The sequence below is a fragment of the Streptomyces sp. NPDC027962 genome (genome assembly GCF_055566095.1).
Genome location: NZ_JBVHTA010000004.1, coordinates 227,090 through 252,392 on the forward strand (window position 1 = coordinate 227,090; position 25,303 = coordinate 252,392).

Sequence of the window (25,303 nt, forward strand, 5' to 3'; positions counted from 1 at the left end):
GCTCACCCGGAGTTCTCCCCCGGACCTGGCATGACGAAGACCCCCGTGCGATGACGACGCGTAAACGTCGCCCAAGCACAGGGGCCTTCGAACACTCGGGCGGCAATCCGCCGAATCAGATCACCGGAGCCGGGTACGTCGGGTACTCGACACCGGAGACGTGCTGGACGACGCGGATGACCTGGCAGGAGTAACCGAACTCGTTGTCGTACCACAGGTAGAGGATCGCGTTGTCGCCGTCGACCTTGGTGGCGCCGGCGTCGACGATCGAGGCGTGACGCGAGCCGACGAAGTCCATGGAAACGGCGTCGGGGGCGGTGGTGAAGTCGATCTGGCGCTTCAGCGGCGAGTGCAGCGAGACGTCGCGCAGGTACTCGAGGACCTCGTCACGGCTGGTCTCGCGGCCCAGGCGCAGACTGAGGATGGCGATCGAGACGTCCGGGACGGGGACACGGATCGAGCTGCCGGTGATCGGCGCCTTGAGGTCGGGCAGCGCCTTGGCGACGGCGGAGGCGGCACCGGTCTCGGTGATGACCATGTTGAGCGGCGCCGAGCGGCCGCGGCGGTCGGCCTTGTGGTAATTGTCCAGCAGGTTCTGGTCGTTGGTGAACGAGTGGACGGTCTCCACATGGCCGCGCAGGACGCCGTACTCGTCGTCCATCGCCTTCAGCGGCGGGACGATCGCGTTGGTGGTGCAGGACGCGCAGGACAGGATCTGCTCGTCCGGCTTGATCGTGTCGTGGTTGACGCCGTGGACGATGTTCGGGACGTCGCCCTTGCCCGGAGCCGTCAGGACGACCTTCTCGATGCCGGGACGCAGGTGCTTGGAGAGGCCCTCGCGGTCGCGCCACTTGCCCGTGTTGTCGATGAGGATGGCGTCCTTGATGCCGTACGCCGTGTAGTCGACCTCGGACGGGTCGTTCGCGTAGATCACCTTGATGGTGTTGCCGTTGGCGACGATCGTGCTGGTCGCCTCGTCGACGGTGATCGTGCCCTGGAACTGGCCGTGGATGGAGTCGCGGCGCAGCAGGGAGGCGCGCTTGACGATGTCCTGGTCACCTCCCTGGCGGACGACGATGGCGCGCAGGCGCAGACCGTTGCCGGAGCCGGCCTTCTCGATGAGCAGGCGGGCGACGAGCCGGCCGATGCGGCCGAAGCCGTAGAGGACGACGTCGCGCGGCTCGCGGCGCTCGATCTTGCCCTCGCCCGTGGCGCCGGCGACGGACTGGGCGGTGAATGCCTCCACCGACAGTCCGCGGTCGTCGGCCTTGTACGTCGCGGCGAGCATGCCGATGTCGATCTGGGACGGTCCGAGATCGAGGGTGGTGAGGGCCTGGAGGAAGGGCAGGGTCTCGGTGACCGAGAGTTCCTCACCGGCGATCTGCCGGGCGAATCGGTGGGTCTTGAGGATGCTCACCACCGACTTGTTCACCAACGAGCGGCTGTGCAGCAGGACGGTCACGTCCCGCTCGCGGTGCAGCTTCCCGATGATGGGGATCATCGACTCCGCGATCTCCTCGCGGTTCTTCCAATTGGTGAACGAGTCGTCATTGACAGTCACAGGATTATCTTTCGAGCTAGGCGGCGCTCATATGCTAACCCGCCACCAGTTCGATCTCTCAAGCGGTACCCCTGAGCGGGATGCGCCGGGCAGGTGAGCGGCACGTACCGGGGAGGCCCTGGGGGGTCGGCACTCACTGCGGGGGGCTCTCCAGAACGAGGCGGATCTCCGTCACCTGGTAGCCCGCGCGGTCGAACGCGGCGGCCATCGGAACATTGACGGTGTCCGTGGTGGCCGTGATGCGGTCGGCGCCCTCGCTCGCGTGGAACCGGGTGATCTCGGCGAGGATTTCGTCGATCAGGCCCTGGCCGCGCCGCTCGGGGACGACGCCCAGGTAGCCGACGTTGCGGTGGTAGGGGGTCGCGGAAGGGATGGCCACGCCGGCCAACGTGCCGTCCCGAAGGTCGGCGAGGCGCCACCAGGAACGCTCACCGGGGCAGTCGCGGTAGAACGCGATGTCCTCGCGGGCCAGCTGCTCGGCGTCCATCGAGCGGAGCTCGTTGCGCGTGTGCAGATCCAGGCTCCCCGCGGACAGCCGCATGAACGCATGGAGGAACTCCTCGTCCGTTCCCTCCCGGAAGACCAGCTTCGCCGCGGGCTCGGGATCCTTCGCGACCGGTGTCCACTCGTAGCGCAGACGCTCGATCTCGCTGCTCAAACCGGACTTGTACCCCGCTTCCCGGCGCCAGGCCACTGCCTCGGCCAGCGCCGGGTCGCTCCGCCAGTCGCGGGGCAGCGAGATGTTGTAGCCCGGAAGAGCCGCGAAGGCGGCATGGCCGGCGGCCAGCAGCCCGGCGGCGACGGCGGCCGGGGCGGCCACGGTGGAGCGGACCTGGAGGCAGTCGAGCGCGATGGGCCGCTCGCTGTCGGCACGGCCCCACCACAGGGCGCGGGCCAGGATCTCGCCGTCCTCGTCCTCGGCGAACCAGATCCACTCGGGGCGGAACTGGTTGCGCGCGAGCTCCTCCCGGATCCTCTCGGGGGTGAGGGCGGGGACGGGGCCGTCGGCGGGGTAGGCGGCGGCGCGGTCGAGGTCGGCGGGGCCTGCTGTGGCAGCACGGAATCGCATACGGTGATGATCACATCGGCCGGTCGGCCTGGACAGGGCTTTTCCTGCCCCCGGCTCGCGTGTGGGGCCGGGCGGCGAGCTCGGGCGGGGCGTCGGCTGGATCCGCCAACTCGGCCCTCCACTCATGTCGAGAGCGCCGAAGCGTCGAATGGTGCCAAAACGTCGAATGGTGCCGAAACGCACGCCCGACCCGAGCCTGCCGTCGGTTCAGTCCTCGGAACCCAGCAGTTCCCGCAGTTCGGCCACCGCCTCCCGCAGCCGGTCCGCGAACGTGAACATCTGGTCGGCCACCGTCTGCGGCGTGCTCAGGTAGACGTTGAAACGCTCCGGCAGCAGTACATAGGCCACCCCGATACAGCGGCTGCTCGTCGAGCCGAAGCCGAAGTACTGGATGTTGTGGGACGGCGCCGAGCTTGTGCTCAGGTAGTCGTCGCGCATCGTCAGCCAGCCCGGTGTCCGGTACAGCGCGGGCTGTTGGGTCACGCCGAGCTCCGTGCCGCGGCGGCGCTGGATCAGTTCCAGTTCCCACAGGTGCTGTTCGGGCACCTGCACGGCCTGGCATTCCTTCGCGCGGGTCACATGGCCCTGGGCGGCGGCCCGGAACGCCGCGCGGCGGGTGGCCGGGGCCGCCGACGGGTCCTCCATCGTCGCGACGAAGGCGACCATCTCCGGGGTGACGACCCGCATCGCCTCGGTCCGCCCGTACCGGTACTGGCGGGTGGCGATCGACTCGTACGTGGCGCCCAGGTGCCCCTTCGCGCGCTGGTGGGCCAGCTGGTAGGCGACCTGGACGAACGCATCGGGCGAGACCCCCAGCGCCTTGGCCGTGGTGGCGCCGAAGTCGTCGAACGCCACCGTGGCCGTCGCGGTGGCCTGTCCGTACGCGGCGAACGCGTCGGCGGCCGAACGCGCTTGGGTCCGCAGGGCGTCGTCCAGTTCGAACGTGACCGGTTCCAGCGCGGGCAGCCCCTGCGAGCGTGCCCCGGACTGCCGGGAGTGTTCCTCGGGCGGGGTGCTGAGCAGGGCGTCGGTGAAGCTGAGGATGGTCGTCCCGTCCAGCTCGCAGTGCTCGACGTTGATGCCCGCCCGGCCGTCGGCGAAGACGACGAACGACACGGCCTTGTCGAACCAGCGATTGCCGCGGTCGCCGTACAGCAGCTCGTCGCAGGCCTCCTGGGTGTCCGCAGGTGCGAAGTCCTCCAGGCAGACACAGAACAGCGCGGTCTCCACGTCCTCGAGTGCGCCGGCGTTGCGGGGGTGGCAGGCGATGAGGGACTGCCGGGCGGCCGCCCACTCCGCGCGGGCCATGGTGGTGAGATGGCCCACCGACACGTCCGCCGGCTCGGCGCCGGCTTTCATCACGGCGCTCAGGCCCGCCTCGATGTCCTCCAGGCTGTGCGGCACACCGTCCGGGCCGAGCACGTCCAGGCGGAACATGCCGCCCCGGAAGAACACCACGATGTGCCGTGCGTCGGACGGGCCCGGCCACGCCTCGGTGTAGGGGGCGCGGACGGTGTCCAGCTCGGCGCCGGGGATCCGGGTGGTGGAGAACAGGAACTTGTTCTGCACCATCGACTGGGGCACGCCGCGCTGGACCACCGGCGCGATGAGCCCCCGGTCGAGCTGCCGCTTGTAGTTGAGGGCCCCGGCGACGAGCCCGGCCGCCCGTTCCAGCTGCGCCTGGCCGGTGTCCTGGAACAGGAAGAAGAAGTTGGCGTTGAGCGCGATCCGGTCCCGGCGGCCCAGGTAGCGGTACGGCCAGAAGGTGTCGAGCCAGCTGTGCACGCCCTCCGTGGCGTCGTACTCCTCAAGCGCCGCGTGCAGCACCCGGCCGGGGCCCTCGGGCCGGAGGAAGGCTGCCACCTCCGCCTCCGTCGCCGCCAGCTCGTCGGCGGTCAGCAGCGGCGCGCACCAGGCGAGAAACCGCTCACAGCTCGCCTCCGGCGTCGGCAGCGGCACACGTGGAAGGCTGTCCTCCTGGGCGAAGGTCGCGTTGCCTGGTACATCCTGACTGATCTTCAACTCTGCTCTCGATTCGAATCGTTGGGCTCGGACGGGCGGTGCGGCCGGGAAAGGTGGAGCTGTGCGTACAGCCAGCCTTCCGCCTCCAGGCCCCGCGCATCCACCCCGTTGGACGACATCGTGTCCAGGACGAGCGTCTGTTCCTCCTGGGAGGCGAACCTCCGCTGTTTGAAGACGCCTTCGACATGGACGGTCCGGTACCCGAGTTCGGCGAGCGCGTGCTCGACGGGGTCGAACGGGAACATCCGCAGCACGAAGTGCGCCATCCAGGGCCGGTGGGTGCCCTGCGCCTCGACGACGCGCTTGAGCGTCCGCTCGGTGACGTAGCCGAGGCAGCCCGTCGAGATCACCAGGTCCGTCCCGGCGAACTGGGCGCGCTGCCGCGGTGTCGGCTCGTGCGCCTCCAGGTCGGCGTGCACGGCGTCGTCGAGGAACCCGGCCTCGAGTGCGTACGACAGCGCGCCGGAGGAGGTGTCGAGGCCGACGAAGCGTACGGGCTGCGCGGGCTGCCACGAGCGGGCCAGCTCCCGGTCCCGGGCGAGCAAGGCCTCGCGGCTCTCCCCTGCGCGCTGCTCCTCGCCGTAGCGTGCGTAGAGCTCGTCCATGGTCGCGTCGTACTTCAGCAGGGCGGCATTGATTCCGTACGAACAGCCGATGTCCAGCACCTTCGGCACGGCGACGTGCTGGGAGTCCCGGTAATCCTTGATGAGCTTCGCGAAGTAGGGCTTGGCCAGTTGTGGAACGCAGTAGCCGAGGGGGCGCAGCACGCTGAAATAGGCGCGCGGATCGGGCTGGGTGTAGATGTGGTCGAGCGAGACTTTTCCGGTCGCGTCGAAACGCACAGGGCTTACTCCTCCATGGATCGCGTGGATCGCAGAGTGGGGGGACTGGGCCGCGCCGACCGTCAGTCCAGCAGACGGTCGCCGCGGACGGCACGGCCCTCGGCCGCCACGTGCTCGGGCATGACGCGGCCGAAGAGCTGCCCGGTCCGTGCCACGCTCCCGATGACGCCGGGGCGCTCGCTGTAGGCGAATATCGCGGAGTGGCGCGCGACGTCGCCCCGCACGGGGCTGACCCGGTGCAGCGAGTAGCGGCCTTTGAACAGCTGCAGGTCACCGGGTTGCAGGGACAGGCTCCGGGTCAGCCGCTCGCCCCGGCCGTCCAGGACGTCACGGACGTCGTCGAAGCGCTCGTCCTGCGCGGACCTGATGTTCGGGCAGTACTCGAAGACGCCGCCGGCCTGCGCCTCCTGGGTGAGCATGCTGACGGTGAACTCGTTGGTGTCGAAGTGCCAGGGATGTTCCATGCCCGGTTCGACGACGTTGAGAACCAGCCCGGAGAGCGGGTCGGCCAGCTCGTGAAGCTGCGGCAGGCCGAAGCAGCGGGCGACGAAGCTCTGGAACGCGGTGTGGGAGTAGAGCCGGCTGATGAGGGAGCCCGCGGGGATACGGTCCCGCGCGACGAACGCGTTGCCCCGCTGGAAGGTCCGCCGGCCCGGGTGGTCCTCCGGCAGGGCCGAGTCCACGGGGATGTTGTAGACGTTGACGGTTTCGGTGTCGAAGTGCGCGCGCGGTGCGATGGCGGAGCACTCCTGCCGTAGGACATCGCGCAGTGAGGGGCGGATGAAGTCCGGCAGTACGGTGCAGCCGACGGTCGACAGTTCGCACCGGGCACGGGAGACGACGGCCTGCCCCTCGGCACTTTCGAGTTCCGACAGGGGGTAGTGGGCCGTGTCGACCACCTGGTCGAGCGTGACGGCTTCCAGAGTGCTCATTCGATCCTTTCGACGCCCGAACTCCACTGAGAAGTAACGAAGTTGAAGCTCCCACAATGCCGCGAGGATGTCTGTGACACGTCACACTCGCCGGTGGTCGTTTGTGTCGGCTCACGGCGGCCAGCCGCGCAGAGAGAATGTGGACCGCCGGAAAGGCAGTGGCGCAGGGCCGTGGCCGAGATGGGTGCGCGCGCATTCCTGGGGGAGGTCGCCGGTGTCGGCCCAGCGGACCTGGGCATGCCTGGCGGGTTCGCGGTTCTCGGCTTGCCCGGCCCATCGGTGAGCTGCGAAGACGACGGTGAGGAAACCGTTGGGCGCTTCGGCACCCCAGGCGCCGTGGACGACCTGGGCGAGGCGCAGGTCGTCGGCCTTGACGATCAGACCGGTCTCCTCGTGGAGTTCGCGGACCGCGGTTTCGGTGATGGGCTCGCCCGGCGGACAGTCCGGCGGACAATCCGGAACCAGTGCTGAGGCGACCAGCGGGTGCAGACGATCGACGTCGAGCAAACCAGTGCGGATCAGTTCCAGATCGGGCAGCACCCAGGTCGCCGCGTCCGGCAGGACGGGCATCGAGGAGTCGCCGCCGGTGTCGGACACCGCTGCGATCGTCACCGTGGGCGTAGCGGCGCCGTCCCTGTCCGCGACCAGGTCCAGGACCAGCCGGTGTCGGCCCCCGAGCCGCACGCCGACGCAACCGGTGTGCCGGTCCTCGGCGTTGAGTACGAGCCGTGCCTCGTCCGCCCACCGGTCAACGGCGCAACGACGTCCTGGCGGCGACTTGGTCACTTCCAGGGCACCTACGACTCCCACTGAGGAGTACGCACGCGCCCCGCCGGGCGGCCACCCGCTGCCGCCCCTCCCCCGCCCGCCGGCTCGGGCCTACGCCGGCTGAGGTACGAAGGGCTGCCACTCGTGCAACCCCCGCCCGACGCGGCCGTAGCTGCTCTCCGGGACTTCGGTCCAGGCGCCGGGCAGGTCCCCCAGCGGCTCCGACACGATCAGCGTCGCATCGTCCGACACATCGCGCAGGAAGGCCAGATCCGGGTGCAGCCGACGCAGGGTTTCAACACGGTTGCTGTGGAACAGGGACCGTGATTGGCGAGCGCTGGAGTAGCGAAAGGCCCACAGGTGCTCTCCATCGGTCGTGGCGACCGTCATCTGCAGCGGCGACTGGACGCCGTGCAGTTGGGCCAGGCTTTCGACATGACCGGCCATCCGCGCCACGGCGCCTGGCGGGTCCTGGTCAAGGCCCATGGTGAGCGCGAGGAAGAACATGACCTCGGAGTCGGTGGAGCCTTCGATGCTCGGAAAGAGGACCGGATCGACGAGCAGGCACAGGTCACGCCGCAGGCGATGGAACTCGGCGATCGACCCGTTGTGCATCCACAGCCAACGGCCGTGCCGGAAAGGGTGGCTGTTGGTCTGTTGCACCGCGGTCCCGGTCGATGCCCGGATGTGGGCGAAGAACAGCCGCGACGTGATGTGCTGCGACAGGTCGCGAAGGTTGCGGTTGTTCCAGGCCGGACCGGTGTCTCGGAAGACCGCTGGGGCGTCCGTGCCGTCGCTGTACCAGCCGATGCCGAAGCCGTCGCCGTTCGTCGTCTCGACGCCCATCCGCGAGTGCAGGCTCTGATCGATCAGAGAATGCTGGGGCTGATACAGCAGTCGGTCCATCAGCACGGGCGAACCCGCATACGCAAGCCATCGACACATCTGTGGCTACCTTCCCTCATAACCTGCCCCACCGGAAAGCAGGTGCCGTGCCAACACATGCGGGGGAACAGCGCCGGGCCGCTACTCGGCCGGAAAGCCTCGCCGTGCCCCCGCTACGCCTCATTCCGCAGACTGCCGCCTCCGCACGGCTGCCCGTGCCGACGGCAGCGAGGGTCCCACGATCTGCACGTCATGCGGCACGTGCCACGCGAAGCGGCGCGGTTTCGACTCCGAATGCACCTGCGACGCCGCATGGCGTCAGCCGCGCGCCACGCCCTCCCCCGCAGGCGTGATCCGCGCCCTGCGGGGCCTGCGGCCAGGTGGTCCCGGACGGCATCGATCGCAGAAGATGGCAACGCAGCTCCAGGCACCTCGGGGAAGAAGGCGACGTGACGACGCACGAAACCGTCAGTGTGAGTGTTGACGCGATGATCGAGGACCTCAGGACGCTCGTCGAAGTCGAGTCCCCGTCGCGCGATCGCGACGCCTTGACGGCATCGGCCAAAGCTGTCGCCGCTGTCATCGAGAGCCGCCTTGGCGGGCAGGCCGTCCTCGTCGAGAGCGAAGCCGGGCCGCATGTGCACTGGGCAGCCGGCGGCGATTCCAAGGTACTGATCCTTGGTCACCATGACACGGTGTTCCCGCTCGGCACGCTCGAACGCCGCCCGTTCGTGCTCGACAACGGGCATGCGACCGGCCCCGGGGTCTTCGACATGCTCGGCGGTCTGGTGCAGGGCGTTCATGGCCTCGCGACGCTCGACGACCGCTCAGGCGTCGAGATTCTGGTGACCGCCGACGAAGAGGTCGGCTCCCGCTCCTCTCGCGCTCTCATCGAAGAACGAGCCCTTGCCTGCGGCGCCGTCCTTGTGCTCGAGGGCGCCGCTGACGGCGGAGCCCTGAAGACCGGGCGTAAGGGCTGTGGCACGTTCCAGGTCTCTGTCGCAGGCCGGGCGTCGCACGCCGGCCTTGAGCCCGCAGCCGGGGTCAACGCCCTGGTCGAGGCAGCGCAACAGGTACTGGACATCGCAGCGCTTGGCCGACCCGGCATCGGTACGACGGTCACCCCGACCGTCGCGTCCGCGGGAACCCTGGACAATGTCGTTCCCGCAGGGGCAACGGTCGTCGTCGACGTCCGGGTCGAGACGGCCGACGAGAAGGAACGAATCGAGGCTGCGTTCGCGGCGCTGACTCCACATCTCGACGAGGCGGAGATCGCCGTCGAGGGGGCCATCAGTCGGCCCCCGATGCCCGAAGCGGCTTCGGCCGAGCTTTTTGCCGTGGCAAGGCAGCTGCTTCCCGGCGTCCAAGGCCAAGCGGTCGGCGGCGGAAGCGACGGCAACTTCACGGCCGCACTGGGGGTGCCGACCCTCGATGGCCTCGGCGCAGTCGGGGGCGGCGCCCACGCCGACCACGAGTATCTGGTGATCGCGGCCATGGCCGAGCGGGCGAACCTCGTCGCCGGCCTGGTGAAAGCGATTCAGAACAGGTAGGGCTGCTGCTCGGCGCGTTCGCGACAGAGGCGGCCTGTGGGCCCCGTTTCGCGCCCGCCAGGGGCTGGACGGCCCGGGGGTGTGACGTCGTGCCGTTGCACCGGCTCACGGAAATCCGTCGACACGGACGTGCGGCATGACGCTGCTGGCGACGTGGTAGCGACCATTGGGGAGGTCCGCCGAGGGGGTGACCCGCACCGTCAGCGGACCCGCCCATTCATAGTGGTTCTCCTCCCCGTGGCGGACCAGCGCATCGGTCAACGCCTGCCCTGCCCGGCCGGCTTGTCCTGCCCGGCCGCCGCGACGCGTCAGCTCCCTGTACACATCGACGTCGAGTGCCACTTCGTAGGCGTTGGGCACCACTACACGACTGTGGCTGCACACAACGGCGTTGTCGTCGCATTCGCGCCGCAGCGCATCGAGCAACTCGACCGGTTCGCTGCGCAAGAGTTTGGCGAGCAGCGCATCCTGCCAGCGCTCCACGGCTCGTTCCCATCGGATCAGCGTTCCCATGACGATGCGTGTGCCCGACCCGGCCCGCGTCACGCGCCCGTGCGTCAACCCGGGGCGGGTTCACGCGCCCGGCGCCTGGGCGATGTCACGGGTGGTAGGCCTTCCGTAGCTCGATGTGGATACCGCGGATGTGCTGCGGACGGGGTTGGCGGCGGCCTGGAGGGTACCCACACGTGGTGGACGGCTACCGCCTGCTGGACCCGGATCGGCGAGCGCGGCACGGGCAGTGTCATTCACCGCTTTGCCGGTTCAGGCAAGGCAGGGGAAGAGCGGCGACCTGGCGGCGTCACCGCGGGACACCGGGAATCCGACTCGAGCGCCCGGTCGCAGAGCGTGATCGACGGCTTCCGGGCGGGTATGGCAAACGACGGTTCCAGTTCGTCCGACCGAGCTCCCGCAAGCACCGCACCCGGTGCTTGGCTCCCTCCGTCCGCCCCCCGACAAGAAGCAAAGGCCCCTCATGTCCTCCCCCAGAGCGAATATGCACCCCTCCACCACCGGCTATGCCTCGACGTCGGCCGCCTATGACGCCGGCCTGCTCCTGCTGCGCGTCGTCTTCGGACTGGCCATGGCCGCCCACGGCGCCCAGAAGCTGTTCGGCTGGTTCGGCGGACCCGGCCTCGCCGGTACCGGTGAGTACTTCAGCGCGAGCGGATACCCGGCCGGCGAGACGATGGCCGTGGTGGCCGCCCTCAGCGAGACGCTGGGTGGCCTGGGACTCGCCGTAGGACTGCTCACCCCACTGGCCGCAGCCGCGGTGCTCGGCGTCATGATCAACGCAGTCGCCTTCAAGTGGGGTGGCGGCTTCTTCGGCCTCGAAGGCATCGAGTTCGAACTGTTGATCGCCGCGGTCGCGGCGAGCCTCGCCCTGACCGGTCCCGGCCGTCTGGCCGCCGACCACTTCCTGCCGGTCCTGTGCCGGCACCGCCTGGTCCACGGCCTCGCCGCCGTGGCGCTTGCCGTGGTGGTGGCCGTGGTCGTCATGCTGCTGCGCGAATAGCACCCGACGCCCCGGCGCCCGACCGCGAGTCGCCGGCTCAAGCGGTCACGCGTGGTCGTCCCGTGCGATCCACGTGCATCCTCGGCCGGCGTGGCATTCGCGCTGTCATCCCGCAGTCCGCCGAGTCGGGGGTGGCGGCCGAGGCCGGAGCGCCGCGGCAGCGGCGGAGAGTGCAGCGCCCCGGCCGTGACGAAGAGCGGTGCGAGGATCTCGAAGTCCGTCCCGTCCGGCCGCCGTACGCTGACGCCGCACGCGCGCGGGCCGCCGTCCAAAGGTCGGGACGACCAAGGAGCCCGAACCTGGATGCCCACGGCCGCCATCCCGGCCTCGTCGTAGCGGTCCCCCGCCGGCTCAGGGAGCTCGGCGGCGATGCGCGCGAGATCGTCCTCGGTCAGTTCCACGTCGACCGCGGCGGCGTTCTGCTCCAGGTAGGTGCGGCGCCTGGTGCCCGGGATGGGGACCAGGTCGTCGCCCTGTGCCAGCACCCAGGCGATCGCGAGCTGTGCCGCGGTGACACCCTTCTCCGCGGCGATCTCCTTCACCTTCTCGGCCAGCCTGAGGTTCGCCTCGAGGTTCTCGCCGGTGAAGCGGGGCCGGTGCGCCTGAAGTCCTTCTCGTCGAGTTCGTCCGGCGAGGAGAACCGGCCCGCCAGAAAACCGCGGCCCAGCGGCGAGTAGGGGACGAATCCGATCCCCAGCTCACGGCAGGCGGGAAGCACTTTGGCCTCCGGGTCGCGGGTCCACAGCGAGTACTCGGTCTGGACGGCCGTGATCGGGTGGACGGCGTTCGCGCGGCGGATCGTCACGGGCCCGAGGCTCGGCGGGCGCCCGCCGCAGCGCGTCCTCGTGCCCAGGGCGAGCCAAGGGCGCTGCACGCCCGCGACCTCGCCGAGTCCCACCCCCTCCATGGAGCCCCCGATCTCCCGAATCGGCACCCCGAGAGCCCTGACCTGGGACAAAGCGCGGACGCGGCAAGGCTGGAGAGGAGGTTTGCGGGCTGCTGTGATCCGGAGCAGCGTGGACCTGGGTGACAGCGCGGCGCCACGGCGTCGGGAGTGCTGACCTCGACAGCCCGCTGCCGGGGCGAGGAGGGAGAGACGGATGACTACAGCGGCTGAGGGCGCGGAATCCGTGCCGGTCGTACGCCGTCGGAGCGCCACGTTCGACAGCGTGGTCTGGGAGCCGAGTGAACGATGGGTGCGTGCCACAAAAGGGAACGTCACGGTCGTGGACAGCCGCCGTCCGGTTCTTGTGTGGGAGCCGGGGCGTCCCGTCCCCCTGTACGCCTTTCCGGCCGACGACGTGCGTACGGATCTGCTGCGAGTGACCGAACGGCCCGCCAACCCCCGGCGTCATGCCGGCGCGACCCGCTTCTACGACCTCGTGCTCGCCGACGGGACCGTCCCGGCAGCGGCCTGGACCTATCCCGGTGAGGCACTGGCGGACTACATCAGTTTCGAGTGGTTCGGACGGGATGTGCTCGACCACTGGTACGAAGAGGACGAGGAGATCTTCGTGCACCCGCGTGATCCGTACCGTCGGGTGGACGTGCTTCCCAGCACCCGGCACGTCGCGGTGGAGATCGAGGGCACGGTCGTGGCGGACACGCGTACGCCTGTACTGCTGTTCGAGACGGGTCTGCCGGTCCGCTACTACATCCCGCGCCAGGACGTCCGCCTCGATCTCTTCACCCCGACCGGCTCGCGAACCCGCTGCCCGTACAAGGGCGTGGCTACGGACTACTGGTCCTGGGCCGGCGGCGACGTCCTGCTGGACATCGCCTGGAGCTACCCCGATCCGCTGGCCGCCGTGGGGATCATCAAGGACCGTGTGGCCTTCTACAACGAGTTCGTCGACATCCTCGTCGACGGAGAACGCCGCGAGCGTCCCGTCTCGTTCTTCAGCACGTCGTCGCACCGGACCTCCCGCGATTCCGCGAGCTCCCCCGGCACCACCGGCGACCACTGACACGGGTACACGCACACACATGGCAGGCTGCGGGCTCACTGTCCCGCGTCGTCCGCCCCTTGGGTGCTCGTCGCCGGAAGTTCGAGGCGAAGTTCGTAGCCGCCGTCGGTCGTCGGGCCGGAGGTCACCGTGCCACCCAGCAGTGCGGCGCGCTGGTGCAGGCCGACCAGGCCGTGGTGTGCGCCGGGCAGCGCCAGGGCCGGCTGAGTGGGCGGGGTGTTGGTCACCGTGGCGAGGATGACGCCGTCCTCACGGCAGACGCGCACGGTCGCGGTGGCGCCGGGGGCATGCTTGCGTACGTTGGTCAACGCCTCCTGGACCGTGCGGTACACGGTGCGTTGCACGGCCGGTGGCAGGCCGTCGGGCGCGTCTGTCTGCAGCTGGGTGTCGATGCCGCTGGTGTCGACCAGCCGCTGGAGGTCGTCGAGCGCCGGTTGCGGTGTCAGTTCCGCCGGGCGGCCCCCGGAAGCTCGCAGAACGCTGACCATGTGCCGCAGTTCGTCGAGTGTCTGCACGCTCAGCCGCCGGATCGTGGCGGCTGCTTCCTTCACCACGGCGTCCTGGCTGCTGACCTGCAGCGCTCCTGCCCGCACCGCGATCAGACTCACCTGGTGGGAGACCACGTCGTGCATCTCCCGTGCGAGCTGTGCGCGTTCCTTGGCCAGTACCTTCTCGGCCGTCAGCGTGCGCTCGTTCTCACGTGCGGCGGAGATCTCGGCGAGCCTCAGCGACAGTGCCCGCCGGGTCTGCACGAGCTGGCCGAGGAAGACCGCGGCTGCGGCCGCCGCCCCGGTGTAGCCCACAGTGATCAAGGTCGAGGGGTAGGAAAGTTCGAGGCTCGCCGACGGCGGATCGAGGCCCGTCGGCCACGTCGTCATGTCACAGATCGTGAATGTGGCCACACACAGGACCAGGACGACCCGGCGTCGAGTGAACGTGGCGAGCGTGTACAGCGCGGCCAGCGAGGCGAAGACTGCGGAGGAAACCAGAACCGCCGGCAGGGTGAGCAGGAAGGTCATCAGCGGCATACGACGGCGCAGGAGAAGTACGAAGGCGGCCCCCAGGGCGAGCCCCAGACGGATCGGCTCGTCGCTGTCGATATGGACCCAGACGTCGACCAGCGAGACTCCGACAACGGCGGCGTCCAGCAGCAGGGCCGGCAGGCTGTGCCGCATCATCCGTCCTCCGGGTCCCGCGGCCGCTCCAGCAGGCCGGCCCGCTCGGCGAGCAGGGCGGCCTGCACCCGTCCGCCCACCTCCAGCTTCGCGAGGATGGAGCTCACGTGGTCCTTGACGGTGCCGGTGCTCAGATGCATCCGGGTGCCGACGTCCGCGTTGGACAGCCCCTCGCCGACGAGGGTGAGTACGGCCCGCTCGCGCTCGGTCAGGCGCTCGAGGCGTTCGACGTCAGAGGCGCGGGTGCCGGCATCCAGATAGCCGTCCACGACCGTCCTGGTGACCTTGGAGGACAGCACCGTGCCTCCTTCGGCCAGGGTCCGGACGAGGAACGGCAGCCCCTCCGGGTCCGTGTCCTTGAGCAGGAAGCCCGCGGCACCGGAGCGCAGCGCCGTCTCCACGTATTCGTCCATGTCGAACGTCGTGAGCATGGCCACGACCGGCGGTGGCGACAGCCGGCGGAGGGCGGCCAGCACGGTGAGGCCGTCGACGTCCGGCATCCGGATGTCCAGGAGCACGACGTCCGGGCTGAACTCCTCGGCCGCCGCCACGGCCTGGCCGCCGGGTACCGCTGCGACGACCTCGATGTCGTCGGCCGCCTCGAGGATGCGTTGAAAGCCCGTTCGAATCAGGGCCTCGTCGTCGACCACCATCACCCGGATCACGCGTGCTCCACTCGCCGTGGGACCACTGTCCGATTCGTACCACGTCGAGGAGCGCCGTGCGGGTGACCTGCACCGAATCCGGCCGGAGGTCGGCTGCCGCCCAGCCGGTCGGCGGGTTCGGTTTCAGCCACCTGCCGGATGGTCGGACCGGGACCCTGTCCCCGACCCTGACTGTATGAGGCGCCGTATGTCGGCGGTCGTGCCGCACCGGGCGACACCGGCCACCGCAGAAGGCGGCTCCCCGGCGCGTCAGCCGTCAACAGGACGGTTGACCGGCATGGACCTGGCCCGCGCGGGCGATGTCCGGCAGGGTCTGCCTCGGTCCTGCATCCCGCGGTGGGCGGCCCGGCAGGGTCGGCTGGTGGCGGTCACACGTGGCCGGTCGTCCGTGCCGCTCGCGCCCCTTACCGGGTCCAGCCTAGTCCTTCACGGTCGGCGACAGCCGAAGCTGGGAGGAGATCGAGATGACCATCCATCTGACCCTTCTGTGTGCCACCACCGTCCAGGTGACCAATGGGGCGATGGCAGGTGTCACTCTCACGCTGGAGCCCGAGAGAGACGCAACGGTCGCCGGAGAACCACTGCCCCCCTACGCGCTGGCGGTACGCGGGCCCTCTGCCCGCTGCGCCCAGGCAGCCGACACACTCGGCCTCGACACCACCACCGAGCCCTTGCTGCGCGACGTCGACTACGGCTCGTGGCGTGGGCGGACCCTCGACGAGATAGCGGCCGACGACCCCTACGGGCTCTCGGCCTGGCTCACGGACCCGGAAGCCGCGCCGCACGACGGCGAGTCCGTCGGCCACCTCTGCCGCCGCGCCGCACGCTGGCTGCGCAGCCTGCCGCCCGACACCGGCCCCGCACTGGCCATCGCGCCGTCGGCCGTCATCCGGGCCCTGCTGGTCCATGCTCTGTCCGCACCGCCGAGAGCTTTCTGGCATGTCGGTGAACTGCCGCTGCCATCTGCCGTCCGTCTCGCCTCGCAGACTGTTTGAACGCCGGCGGGCGAACGGTGCCCGGGGCCCGGCGATCGGCGCCCGGGCCCGGCGAATGGCCCCCGGCCCGGTTCCCCGGGGGCCCGGTGTCCCGGGGCCGCCGCCACTGCGGATCGGCCCCGGCACCCCGGTTCACCCCTTCCCGGCTATCCGAACCGGCCGGGCTGGTACTCGCCGGCGGGCTGCTGGACGATGACGTTCAGCCGGTTGAAGGTGTTGGGCGATGGCGCACACCAGGCCGGCGAGCTGCTCCTCGTCGTAGTGCTTGGCGGCATTCGCCCAGGCCTCATCCGTGACCCCACCGGCCGCATCCGCGATGCGGGTACCCTGCTCGGTCACCTCGAGCGCAGCGCGCTCGGCCTCGGTGAACACCGCGGCCTCCCCCCAGGCGGCGACCGCACCCTGCTCCGGCCCCGTACTCCGGCGCGTGTGCCGCCCCCTCCAGGTCGGCGTAACCTCCCGTACAAGCAATGCTGGAGGTGCGTCGTGACCAGCACGGGTGGCCCGGTCGTCGATGTCGGCGCGATCGACGCCGCGCTGGCGGAGACGGTACGGCGCACGGGTGCCGCCATCGGCGCCCTCTACGTACTCGCCCCTGACGAACAGGTGCTGCATCTCCAGGCGTTGTGCGGTGCGCCGGCCGAGCTCGCCTCCCCGTGGGCGAGGGTGCCGGTGGCCGCTCCGGCCCCGGTGGCGGACGCGGTCCGCCAGGGCCACTTGATCTGGGTGGGCAGCCAGGAGGAGATGGCCCGCTCCTATCCCCGTACGGCGGTCGCGCTCCCCTACCCGATCGCACTGGCCGCCGCGCCCATCACCGGCGTCCGGCGGTGGGGCTCGCTCCTGCTGATGTGGCCGACCGGCCGCCCGGCGCGGATGTCCCGGCGGGAACAGGGCCATATCGCTTCGTGCTGTGGGAATCTGGCCCGGCTGCTCGAGGAAGCCGCAGATGCCGGAACCCAGGTCCACGGCGGCCGACCCCGCGTACTGCCTGTCACAGCCGGCCGGTCCGCCGAAACCCCGGCGCCGGCCGCCACAGACTTCGCCGAGCGTCTGCCCGGCGGTTCCTGCGCCCTGGACCTGGAAGGGCGCATCACCTTCCTGACCGAGGGGGCCGCCGAACTGTTGGGCCGCGACGCCGGTCAGCTGCTCGGTACGCGGCCGTGGCAGTCGCTGGCCTGGCTCGACGACCCCACGTACGAGGACCGCTACCGCGCCGCAGTGATCACCCGCGAGCCCGTTGCCTTCACCGCGTGCCGCCCGCCGGACGGGTGGCTGGACTTCCACCTCTATCCCGATGCGAGCGGCATCAGCGTCCGTATCGTGCCCACCGGGGCGCAGCCCCCGGCCTCCCCGGCGCTGCGGCACTCCCGGCACACCGCCTCACCGGCCCCTGCCGGGCGGGTGTACCAGCTGATGCATCTGGCCGCCGCCCTGACAGAGGTCGTCGGCGTCCAGGACGTCGTCGACCTCATCGCCGACCAGATCATGCCCGCCTTCGGCGCCGACGGCCTGGTCCTGTCGGCAGCCGATGCCGGGCGCCTGCGGATAACCGGGCATCGCGGCTATCCGTCCCAGGTCATCGAACGCCTCGACGGCCTTCCCCTGGACACCACCTTCACTCCCGCAGGACGCGCCCTCGCCACCGGCATCCCGTCGTTCTTCTCCGACCCGGAGGAGCTGCGGCGGATCTACCCCGAGGCTCCGACGGTCAGCGGCAAGCAGGCCTGGGCCTTCCTGCCGCTGATCATTTCCGGCCGGCCCGTCGGCTGCTGCGTCCTGTCCTACGAACGTCCCCACACGTTCACGGCCGAGGAGCGGGCCGTCCTGACCTCGCTCGCCGGGCTCGTCGCCCAGGCCCTCGACCGCGCCCGCCTGTACGACACCAAGCAGCAGCTCGCCCACGGTCTCCAGCAGGCTCTGCTGCCGCACACCCTGCCCGAGGTGGACGGTCTGCGAGTCGCCGCCCGCTACCTGCCCGCCACCCGCGGCATGGACATCGGCGGCGATTTCTACGACCTGATCCGACTCGGCGACACGGCCGCGGCGGCCGTGATCGGCGATGTCCAGGGCCACAACGTGGCTGCCGCCGCGCTGATGGGACAGGTTCGCACCGGTGTCCATGCCCACGCCACCCTCGGCACTCCTCCCGACCAGGTGCTCTCGCGGACCAACCGGCTCCTCATCGACCTCGATCCCGGCCTGTTCACCAGCTGCCTCTACGCCCACCTGGATCTTGCCCGGGGACGCGTGTGTGTCGCCAGCGCCGGTCATCCCCCGCCGCTGCTGCGCCGGCCGGACGCTCACACCACCCCCCTCGACATCTCCCCCGGCCCGCTTCTCGGCGTCGACCCCGACGCCACCTATGCCGTCACCGAGATCCCGCTCACCACGGGTCTGACGCTCGCTCTCTACACCGACGGCCTCGTGGAGTCACCAGGTGCGGACTTCGACGACGGTGTCGCACAACTCGCTCATTGTCTGGCCCGGACCGACGACCGGGACCTGGACCTGCTCATCGACACCGTGCTGGAACAGGTCCGCCCCTCCGGGCAGCGCACGGACGACATCGCGCTGCTCCTGCTGCAAGCGGGAGCCCGCCACGGCTGATCGCCGACCGGTCGGCACGGGAGGCGGCCGCAGGAGAACGGTGCCGATGTCCCCGTGCGGATGTCCCGGTGCGGATCGGCCGAAGCAGGCCGCTGAAGCGCTGGTAAAATGGCGGAACGCTTCGACGTTGCCGGGGCCCGCACCGAGGGGTGCGGGCCCCCGCACTTTCCGGGCGCCAGACCGACGAAGGGCCCCATGAACGCGCAGCCGACAGCCACCGGGCGCTCCGACGCCGGCCGGATCGGGCCGGCAACGGCACCCCAGGGCGAACTCTCGGCGCAGACGCTGACCCCCGGTTCGCCGCCCGCCGAGACCTTCGCCGAACTGGGCCTGCCGCCGGAAGTGGTCCAGGTGATGACCCGCAACGAGGTGACGGAGCCGTTCCCGATCCAGGCGGCCACCCTGCCCGACGCGCTGGCCGGCCGGGACATCCTCGGCCGCGCGCGGACCGGCTCGGGCAAGACCCTCGCCTTCGGGCTGGCCCTGCTCGTCCGTACGGCAGGCCGGCGCGCCGATCCGAAGCGGCCGATCGCGCTGGTCCTGGTGCCGACCCGGGAGCTCGCGCAGCAGGTGAGCGACGTGCTGGCACCGTACGCGACGGCGCTGGGGCTGCGGCTGGCGACGGTGGTCGGCGGACTGTCGATCGGGCGGCAGGCGAGCTCGCTGCGGGCCGGCAGCGACGTGGTCGTCGCGACTCCGGGGCGGCTGACCGACCTGGTCGCGCGCCGGGACTGCCACATGGACCAGGTGCGGATCACGGTCCTGGACGAGGCGGACCAGATGTGCGACATGGGGTTCCTGCCGCAGGTGTCGGAGCTCTTGGACCAGGTGCGCCCCGAGGGCCAGCGGATGCTGTTCTCGGCCACACTCGACCGCAACATCGACCAACTGGTCCGGCGACACCTCCACGATCCGGTGCTCGCCACGGTCGACCGGGCGGCGGGCGCGGTCACCACGATGGAGCACCATGTGCTGCACATCCACCCGGCGGACAAGTACGCGACGGCCACGGAGATCGCCGCCCGGGACGGCCGGGTGCTGATGTTCCTGGACACGAAGCTCGGCGTCGACCAGTTCACCCGTCATCTGCGCAGCAGCGGTATCCGGGCCTCCGCCCTGCACAGCGGGAAGTCGCAGCCACAGCGCACGCACACGCTCGCGCAGTTCAAGAACGGTGACATCACCGTGTTGGTGGCCACCAATGTCGCCGCACGAGGCATCCACGTCGACGCGCTCGACCTCGTCGTGAACGTCGATCCGCCCGCCGACCCGAAGGACTACCTGCACCGGGGCGGCCGCACGGCACGCGCCGGCGAGTCGGGCAGCGTCGTCACCCTCGTCGTCCCGAACCAGCGCCGCGACGTGAACCGGATGATGTCCGGTGCCGGGATCCGTCCGACCGTCACACAGGTGCGCTCAGGCGAGGAGAAGCTGACCAGCATCACGGGGGCGAAGCGACCGCCCGCCGGAGACAAGGCCACTGGCGGCAACGCGCCCTTCCGCGGCATGGGCACGCGACCGGGCCGCTCCCCGAAGGAATCCCGCAAGGCCGCCGAAGCCCGCAAAACCGCGGAGGCCCGCAAAGCCGCCCGGATCCGCAGGGGCCACTGACCACGCCTCCTACCCGGGGGGCCGGTCGTCGGGGGTCTGGCACCGTACGGCGAGGGCCGCGACGTCGTCGTCGAGCCTTCCGCCGCTGTAGTGGAGCAGGTCCCGGTGCAGCTGGTCGAGCAGCTCGCGGGGCGGCGTCGGCCCTTGCTTCCGCATCCAGTCCGACAGCGGAAAGAACTCGCCGTTCCGGTCCCGGGCCTCGGACACACCGTCGGTGTAGAAGAGCAGTTGGTCGCCCGGATCGACGGCGACGGTGTCGACCCAGTAGAGCTCTCCGATGAGCGCCGCGAGGTGGAGCGGTGCCGACGCGGCGGCCGGCTCCAGGACACGGATCTCCCCTCGGTGCACAAGCAGTGGCGGGGGGTGCCCGCAGTTGAGGAGTCTGACGTGACCACCGCCGGGCGGGATCTCGGCGACGACGGCGGTGGCGAAGCGCTCCGGCAGGTCCTGGGCGGGGTACGCGGCGCTGTGGCGGATGATACTGGTCTCCAGCCGATGGATGATGCCCCTCAGGTCCGGTTCGTCGTACGCGGCCTCCCGGAAGCAGCTGATCACCGCCGCGGCCGACCCCACTGCGGGCAGGCCCTTTCCGCGTACGTCGCCGATGAGCAGCCGGACCCCGTGAGGTGTGTCGACCGCCTCGTAGAAGTCCCCGCCGATACGGGCCTGCTCCTGGGCCGCCAGATACAGCGACTCGATCTCGACGTCCGCGATGCGGCGCGGCAGGGGACGCAGCAGCACCTGCTGCGCCGCGTCGGCGACGAGCCGTACGTGGAAAAGCGTCTCCTCCCGCTGGAGCCGGACATGGCTCGCATACGCGGCTGCCAGGGTGACCGCGATGATCGCGGCCGCCGTGTACTGCGTCCCCAGATCCGCGTAGAAGAAGCTGAGGCTGATCATGACCACCAGGCAGAACGCGCCCAGCAGGATCGTGGGAAGCACAGGCCACATCGCGGCGGCGAGGGCGGGTGCGGCAGGCAGGAGACGGCTGAAGGCGATCTCCCTCGGCGTGGAGAACGCCAGGCCGGTCACAAGGACGGTCAGGACCACCGGTGACAGCAGGGCAGCTTCCCACCGGTCGCCATGGAAATGACGACGGCGCCGCAGCCGCCCGTGCTTGATCACAAAAAGCATCATATCGGTGCGAAGCGATTCACCATCTCCCCATACGTCGTGCAAATGGGCCTCAACGTCGACACTCCGAGCACCGATGAGTCCGCCCGGACGACACGCCGGCGCGAGGAAGCAGTCCCGCGCCGACGATTCCGTGGCCGCCGCGTACGCGAGCTCGGCGCCACGGTCGCCGTCACCGGACGCGCCGACCAGCCGGGCCAACATATAATTGTCCGTTTCCGCTTCCCATGTCAGCGGAGTGATCACGATGATCAGACACGGCGCGATGATCAGAGACAGGTCACCCTTTCCCTTATGCCTGTATGCCTGAGATGCCTCAGAGGTCGGCAGAGTCGTCGGACATCGGGCGGATTTCGGATCCCGCAAACGACTACGGACCCTGCGTACTGGTTACACGGCATTGTCTGCGTGTTCTCGTAGCAGTGCGGTCGGCGGTGCGCGACCATACGGACGCCGAAGAGCAAGCAGCCAGCAGAAGGAAACACCGAGACAGGAAGAAGGACGGACGTGTCCGGCAGCGAAAGCGAGAACCCAGTAATCCCCTCCCCGGAGCCTGCGCCCACTCGGCCCAGGACGAACAGGGACTGGTGGCCGAACCAGCTGGACCTGCAGGTTCTCCACCAGCACTCGCCCCGGTCCAACCCGATGGGCGAGGACTTCAACTACGCAGAAGAGTTCGCGACCCTCGACGTCGAAGCGCTGAAGCGGGATCTCTTCGAGGTGATGACGGCGTCGCAGGAGTGGTGGCCTGCCGACTACGGCCACTACGGGCCGCTCTTCATCCGGATGAGTTGGCACGCCGCAGGGACGTACCGCATCGCCGACGGCCGGGGTGGCGGCGGCAGCGGCGCTCAGCGCTTCGCTCCCCTCAACAGCTGGCCGGACAACGCGAGCCTCGACAAGGCGCGCCGGTTGCTCTGGCCGGTCAAGCAGAAGTACGGCCAGAAGATCTCCTGGGCCGACCTTCTGGTCTTCGCCGGCAACTGCGCCATGGAATCGATGGGTTTCAAGACGTTCGGGTTCGGCTTCGGGCGAGAGGACATCTGGGAGCCGGAGGAAATCTTCTGGGGACCCGAGGACACCTGGCTCGGAGATGAGCGCTACAGCGGCGACCGGGAACTCACAGGCCCTTTCGGCGCCGTGCAGATGGGACTGATCTACGTCAATCCGGAGGGGCCCAACGGCAACCCGGATCCGATGGCTGCAGCCAGGGACATCCGCGAGACGTTCGGGCGCATGGCGATGAACGACGAGGAGACGGCTGCGCTCATCGTCGGCGGCCACACCTTCGGCAAGTGCCATGGTGCGGTCGACCCTTCGTGCATCGGTCCGGAACCGGAGGCCGGCCCCGTCGAGCAGCAGGGCATCGGCTGGCGGAACACCTGCGGCAGCGGCACGGGCGCCAACGCGCTCACCAGTGGGCTCGAAGGCGCATGGACCAACGAGCCGACGAAGTGGGACAACGGATACCTGGACAACCTGTTCACCTACGACTGGGAGCTGACGACGAGCCCCGCAGGCGCCAAGCAGTGGACACCCAAGGATGCCGCGGCCCAGGGCACGGTGCCCGACGCTCATGATCCGTCGAAGCGGCACGCTCCCATGATGCTGACGACGGACCTCGCGCTGAAGCTGGATCCCGTCTACGGGCCGATCCTGAAGAGCTTCCACGAGAACCCGGACAAACTCGCGGATGCTTTCGCCAGGGCGTGGTACAAGCTGTTGCACCGCGACATGGGACCCGTCTCTCGCTACCTCGGCCCGTGGATTCCCGAACCGCAGCTGTGGCAGGACCCCGTCCCCGCGGTCGATCACGAACTGATCGCGGACGAGGACATCGCCGCCCTCAAGAGCACGATCCTCGCCTCGGGACTGTCCATCCCCCAGCTGGTCACCACCGCTTGGGCGTCGGCGGCGAGTTTCCGCGGCACCGACAAGCGCGGCGGGGCGAACGGGGCACGGATTCGACTCGCGCCGCAGAAGGACTGGGAGGCCAACAACCTGCCCGAGGTTGCCGAGACGTTGCAGACCCTCGAGCAGATCCGGCAGGACTTCGACCGCTCGCAGTCCGGCGGAAAGAAGGTCTCGCTCGCCGACCTGATCGTCCTCGGCGGATGCGCGGCCGTCGAGCGGGCGGCGAAGAACGCCGGGCACGACGTCACGGTCCCGTTCGCACCGGGGCGCACGGACGCCACGCAGGAGCAGACCGACGTGGAGTCGTTCGCCGTGCTCGAACCGAAGGCAGACGGGTTCCGCAACTACCTCCGCGCGGGAGAGAAGTTGTCTCCGGAAACTCTCCTGCTCGACCGCGCCAACCTGCTGACGCTGACCGCCCCCGAGATGACGGTTCTGATCGGCGGCATGCGGGCCCTGAACACCAACTTCGGGCAGTCCGCACATGGCGTCTTCACCGACCGGCCCGAGGCACTGACGAACGACTTCTTCGTCAACCTGCTCGACATGGGCACGGAGTGGAAGCCGTCCACTTCGGTCGAGAACGTATTCGAAGGCCGGAATCGCGCCACGGGCGAGGCCAAGTGGACCGCCACAGCCGTCGACCTCGTCCTCGGCTCCAACTCCCAGCTCCGGGCCGTCTCGGAGGTCTACGGCTGCGAGGATGCCGGAGGGAAGTTCGTGCGTGACTTCGTGGCCGCGTGGGACAAGGTGATGAACCTCGACCGGTTCGACCTCGCCTGAGTTTCTGCCGGAGGCCCGGTGCCCGGGTCCGGGTCGGCCGGCCGCTCATCGGCCGGCCGGCCCGGACGTCCTCGCGATCCGGCCGCGGCACCGCTGGTCCCCGGCGCGTTCCCCTACGGTGGAGGTATGGGTGGTGACCTCGTCACCCTGTTCCTCAGCGGTGACGTGATGCTCGGCCGCGGTGTCGACCAGATCCTTCCGCACCCCGGCGATCCGGCGCTGTCCGAGCCGTACGTCCGGGACGCGAGCGCCTACGTCGAGATGGCGGAGGCGCTGAACGGGACGATCCCCCGTCCCGTCCCGTTCTCCTGGCCGTGGGGCGAAGCGCTGCCGGTGCTCGACGCCGCCGCGCCCGACGTGCGACTGCTGAACCTCGAGACCTCGGTCACCCGCAGCGACGACGCGGCGCCCGGCAAGGAGGTCCTGTACCGGATGCATCCGGCCAATCTGCCCTGCCTGGCGGTGGCCCGCCCCGATGTCTGTGCCCTCGCCAACAACCACGTCCTGGACTACGGCAGGCGAGGGCTGGAGGAGACTCTCGCGGCACTGGCAGCTGCCGGCCTGCGCACGGCGGGTGCAGGACGAGACCTGGACGACGCCCGGCGATGCACGGGCATCCCCCTTCCCGGCGGTCGGCGGGTGCTCGTCGTCTCCCTCGGCATGGAGTCCAGCGGTGTCCCGCCCGACTGGGCCGCCGCGCCGCGGCGCAGCGGGGTCCACTTCGCGGCCGAGCCGTCGCCCGCAGTGGCGGCGGAGGTGACGGCTCCACTGCGCGAGGCAAAACGCCCGGGCGACGTGACGGTCGTGTCCCTGCACATGGGCTCCAACTGGGGCTACGGCATTCCGCGCGATCAGGTCCGTTTCGCCCACGCGCTCGTCGACGGCGGTGCGGACATCGTGCACGCACACTCCTCGCACCATCCCCGGCCGGTGGAGGTGTACCGCGGCAAGCTCGTGCTCTACGGCTGCGGGGACCTGATCGACGACTACGAGGGTATCGGCGGCTACCAGCGGTACCGGGACGACCTGCGCCTTCTCCATGTCGCCTCGATCGATACGGCCACTGGCGCTCTCCACGAGGTGCGGATCACGCCCCTGCAGGCGCGGCGGATGCGGCTGGGGCGTGCGTCCCCCGCCGACTGCCGCACCGTGCACGAGGTGCTGAGCCGGATCAGCCACGGCCTGGGTGTCCGTATGCATGCCGGACCGGACGGCTCGGTCACCGTCCGGCCGGCCTGAACGGCATGCAACCTCAGGGAATGCACGCAACCTCAAGGCCGCGGACCGATTGACCGGCGACAGCCCATTCG

General features: G+C 69.9%; 19 protein-coding genes and 2 pseudogenes. 8 read left to right on the forward strand and 13 right to left on the reverse strand.

Going from position 1 to position 25,303, the window contains the following annotated elements; all coding sequences use genetic code 11:
* Nucleotides 1-115: 115 nt before the first annotated feature.
* The 7 genes from ACZ4SA_RS05865 to ACZ4SA_RS05895 form a co-directional block, all read right to left on the reverse strand.
* Nucleotides 116-1,561, reverse strand: a complete 1,446-nt coding sequence (locus ACZ4SA_RS05865) for a glyceraldehyde-3-phosphate dehydrogenase (RefSeq protein WP_468270240.1) — start codon at nt 1,559-1,561, stop codon at nt 116-118.
* 133 nt (nt 1,562-1,694) lie between these two features.
* The gene (locus ACZ4SA_RS05870; protein WP_468270241.1) at nt 1,695-2,630 is read right to left on the reverse strand and encodes a GNAT family N-acetyltransferase; all 936 of its coding nucleotides are present in this window, start codon (nt 2,628-2,630) and stop codon (nt 1,695-1,697) included.
* Nucleotides 2,631-2,837: 207 nt separating this feature from the next.
* On the reverse strand, nt 2,838-4,589 hold the full coding sequence (locus ACZ4SA_RS05875; RefSeq protein ID WP_468270243.1) for a choline/carnitine O-acyltransferase: 1,752 nt from the start codon (nt 4,587-4,589) through the stop codon (nt 2,838-2,840).
* 59 nt (nt 4,590-4,648) lie between these two features.
* Entirely contained in the window at nt 4,649-5,494 is an 846-nt protein-coding gene (locus ACZ4SA_RS05880; RefSeq protein ID WP_468270245.1) for a class I SAM-dependent methyltransferase, read from the reverse strand.
* A gap of 62 nt (nt 5,495-5,556) precedes the next feature.
* A complete protein-coding gene (locus ACZ4SA_RS05885) occupies nt 5,557-6,426 on the reverse strand; it encodes a HalD/BesD family halogenase (RefSeq protein ID WP_468270247.1) in 870 nt (289 codons plus the stop codon).
* A 111-nt stretch (nt 6,427-6,537) separates the two neighbouring features.
* Entirely contained in the window at nt 6,538-7,212 is a 675-nt protein-coding gene (locus tag ACZ4SA_RS05890) for an NUDIX domain-containing protein (RefSeq protein ID WP_468270249.1), read from the reverse strand.
* A gap of 93 nt (nt 7,213-7,305) precedes the next feature.
* A complete protein-coding gene (locus tag ACZ4SA_RS05895; RefSeq protein ID WP_468270251.1) occupies nt 7,306-8,139 on the reverse strand; it encodes a class II glutamine amidotransferase in 834 nt (277 codons plus the stop codon).
* Nucleotides 8,140-8,567: 428 nt separating this feature from the next.
* On the opposite strand from ACZ4SA_RS05895, the gene ACZ4SA_RS05900 reads away from it, so the two are divergent.
* Nucleotides 8,568-9,629, forward strand: coding sequence for a M20/M25/M40 family metallo-hydrolase (locus ACZ4SA_RS05900; RefSeq protein ID WP_468270337.1), 1,062 nt, complete (start codon nt 8,568-8,570; stop codon nt 9,627-9,629).
* Nucleotides 9,630-9,734: 105 nt separating this feature from the next.
* On the opposite strand, the gene ACZ4SA_RS05905 is transcribed toward ACZ4SA_RS05900, so the two are convergent.
* Nucleotides 9,735-10,142 (reverse strand): DUF3662 domain-containing protein, encoded by a 408-nt coding sequence (locus ACZ4SA_RS05905; protein WP_468270253.1) that lies wholly within the window; start codon nt 10,140-10,142, stop codon nt 9,735-9,737.
* 460 nt (nt 10,143-10,602) lie between these two features.
* On the opposite strand from ACZ4SA_RS05905, the gene ACZ4SA_RS05910 reads away from it, so the two are divergent.
* Nucleotides 10,603-11,142 carry a DoxX family protein gene (locus tag ACZ4SA_RS05910; RefSeq protein ID WP_468270255.1) on the forward strand — a complete coding sequence of 180 codons (540 nt, stop codon included), beginning with the start codon at nt 10,603-10,605 and terminating at the stop codon, nt 11,140-11,142.
* 308 nt (nt 11,143-11,450) lie between these two features.
* Here the strand turns inward: ACZ4SA_RS05910 and ACZ4SA_RS05915 are convergent.
* Nucleotides 11,451-11,944: pseudogene (locus ACZ4SA_RS05915) on the reverse strand (aldo/keto reductase); the annotation flags it as partial.
* Between the two features lie 298 nt (nt 11,945-12,242).
* On the opposite strand from ACZ4SA_RS05915, the gene ACZ4SA_RS05920 reads away from it, so the two are divergent.
* The gene (locus tag ACZ4SA_RS05920; RefSeq protein WP_468270257.1) at nt 12,243-13,109 is read left to right on the forward strand and encodes a DUF427 domain-containing protein; all 867 of its coding nucleotides are present in this window, start codon (nt 12,243-12,245) and stop codon (nt 13,107-13,109) included.
* Between the two features lie 35 nt (nt 13,110-13,144).
* Here the strand turns inward: ACZ4SA_RS05920 and ACZ4SA_RS05925 are convergent, their stop codons facing one another.
* A complete protein-coding gene (locus tag ACZ4SA_RS05925; protein ID WP_468270259.1) occupies nt 13,145-14,287 on the reverse strand; it encodes a sensor histidine kinase in 1,143 nt (380 codons plus the stop codon).
* The gene (locus ACZ4SA_RS05930) at nt 14,284-14,949 is read right to left on the reverse strand and encodes a response regulator (protein ID WP_468270261.1); all 666 of its coding nucleotides are present in this window, start codon (nt 14,947-14,949) and stop codon (nt 14,284-14,286) included. Before ACZ4SA_RS05930 ends, ACZ4SA_RS05925 begins: the two co-directional genes overlap by 4 nt.
* Nucleotides 14,950-15,413: 464 nt before the next feature.
* Between ACZ4SA_RS05930 and ACZ4SA_RS05935 the strand changes: the two genes are divergently transcribed.
* On the forward strand, nt 15,414-15,944 hold the full coding sequence (locus ACZ4SA_RS05935) for a histidine phosphatase family protein (RefSeq protein ID WP_468270263.1): 531 nt from the start codon (nt 15,414-15,416) through the stop codon (nt 15,942-15,944).
* Nucleotides 15,945-16,090: 146 nt separating this feature from the next.
* On the opposite strand, the pseudogene ACZ4SA_RS05940 reads toward ACZ4SA_RS05935, so the two are convergent.
* Nucleotides 16,091-16,340 (reverse strand): annotated as a pseudogene (locus ACZ4SA_RS05940) (carboxymuconolactone decarboxylase family protein); the annotation flags it as partial.
* Between the two features lie 90 nt (nt 16,341-16,430).
* Between ACZ4SA_RS05940 and ACZ4SA_RS05945 the strand changes: the two are divergent.
* Both ACZ4SA_RS05945 and ACZ4SA_RS05950 read left to right on the forward strand, forming a co-directional pair.
* Complete coding sequence (locus ACZ4SA_RS05945; protein WP_468270265.1) at nt 16,431-18,551, forward strand: SpoIIE family protein phosphatase; 2,121 nt, start codon at nt 16,431-16,433, stop codon at nt 18,549-18,551.
* 195 nt (nt 18,552-18,746) lie between these two features.
* Entirely contained in the window at nt 18,747-20,162 is a 1,416-nt protein-coding gene (locus ACZ4SA_RS05950) for a DEAD/DEAH box helicase (RefSeq protein ID WP_468270267.1), read from the forward strand.
* A gap of 9 nt (nt 20,163-20,171) precedes the next feature.
* Here ACZ4SA_RS05950 and ACZ4SA_RS05955 read toward each other — a convergent pair whose 3' ends face one another.
* Nucleotides 20,172-21,287, reverse strand: a complete 1,116-nt coding sequence (locus ACZ4SA_RS05955; protein ID WP_468270269.1) for a PP2C family protein-serine/threonine phosphatase — start codon at nt 21,285-21,287, stop codon at nt 20,172-20,174.
* Nucleotides 21,288-21,803: 516 nt separating this feature from the next.
* On the opposite strand from ACZ4SA_RS05955, the gene katG reads away from it, so the two are divergent.
* Complete coding sequence (gene katG, locus ACZ4SA_RS05960) at nt 21,804-23,993, forward strand: catalase/peroxidase HPI (protein WP_468270271.1); 2,190 nt, start codon at nt 21,804-21,806, stop codon at nt 23,991-23,993.
* A 126-nt stretch (nt 23,994-24,119) separates the two neighbouring features.
* Nucleotides 24,120-25,232, forward strand: a complete 1,113-nt coding sequence (locus tag ACZ4SA_RS05965; RefSeq protein ID WP_468270273.1) for a CapA family protein — start codon at nt 24,120-24,122, stop codon at nt 25,230-25,232.
* Nucleotides 25,233-25,303 lie beyond the last annotated feature (71 nt).

What these genes read in the sequence shown, in the direction of transcription:
- ACZ4SA_RS05870 (WP_468270241.1), bottom strand. Translation starts at nt 2,630, where the DNA reads ATGCGATTCCGTGCTGCCACAGCAGGCCCCGCCGACCTCGACCGCGCC.
- ACZ4SA_RS05885 (WP_468270247.1), bottom strand. Translation starts at nt 6,426, where the DNA reads ATGAGCACTCTGGAAGCCGTCACGCTCGACCAGGTGGTCGACACGGCC.
- ACZ4SA_RS05895 (WP_468270251.1), bottom strand. Translation starts at nt 8,139, where the DNA reads ATGTGTCGATGGCTTGCGTATGCGGGTTCGCCCGTGCTGATGGACCGA.
- ACZ4SA_RS05900 (WP_468270337.1), top strand. Translation starts at nt 8,568, where the DNA reads ATGATCGAGGACCTCAGGACGCTCGTCGAAGTCGAGTCCCCGTCGCGC.
- ACZ4SA_RS05905 (WP_468270253.1), bottom strand. Translation starts at nt 10,142, where the DNA reads ATGGGAACGCTGATCCGATGGGAACGAGCCGTGGAGCGCTGGCAGGAT.
- ACZ4SA_RS05910 (WP_468270255.1), top strand. Translation starts at nt 10,603, where the DNA reads ATGTCCTCCCCCAGAGCGAATATGCACCCCTCCACCACCGGCTATGCC.
- ACZ4SA_RS05920 (WP_468270257.1), top strand. Translation starts at nt 12,243, where the DNA reads ATGACTACAGCGGCTGAGGGCGCGGAATCCGTGCCGGTCGTACGCCGT.
- ACZ4SA_RS05925 (WP_468270259.1), bottom strand. Translation starts at nt 14,287, where the DNA reads ATGATGCGGCACAGCCTGCCGGCCCTGCTGCTGGACGCCGCCGTTGTC.
- ACZ4SA_RS05935 (WP_468270263.1), top strand. Translation starts at nt 15,414, where the DNA reads ATGACCATCCATCTGACCCTTCTGTGTGCCACCACCGTCCAGGTGACC.
- ACZ4SA_RS05950 (WP_468270267.1), top strand. Translation starts at nt 18,747, where the DNA reads ATGAACGCGCAGCCGACAGCCACCGGGCGCTCCGACGCCGGCCGGATC.
- ACZ4SA_RS05965 (WP_468270273.1), top strand. Translation starts at nt 24,120, where the DNA reads ATGGGTGGTGACCTCGTCACCCTGTTCCTCAGCGGTGACGTGATGCTC.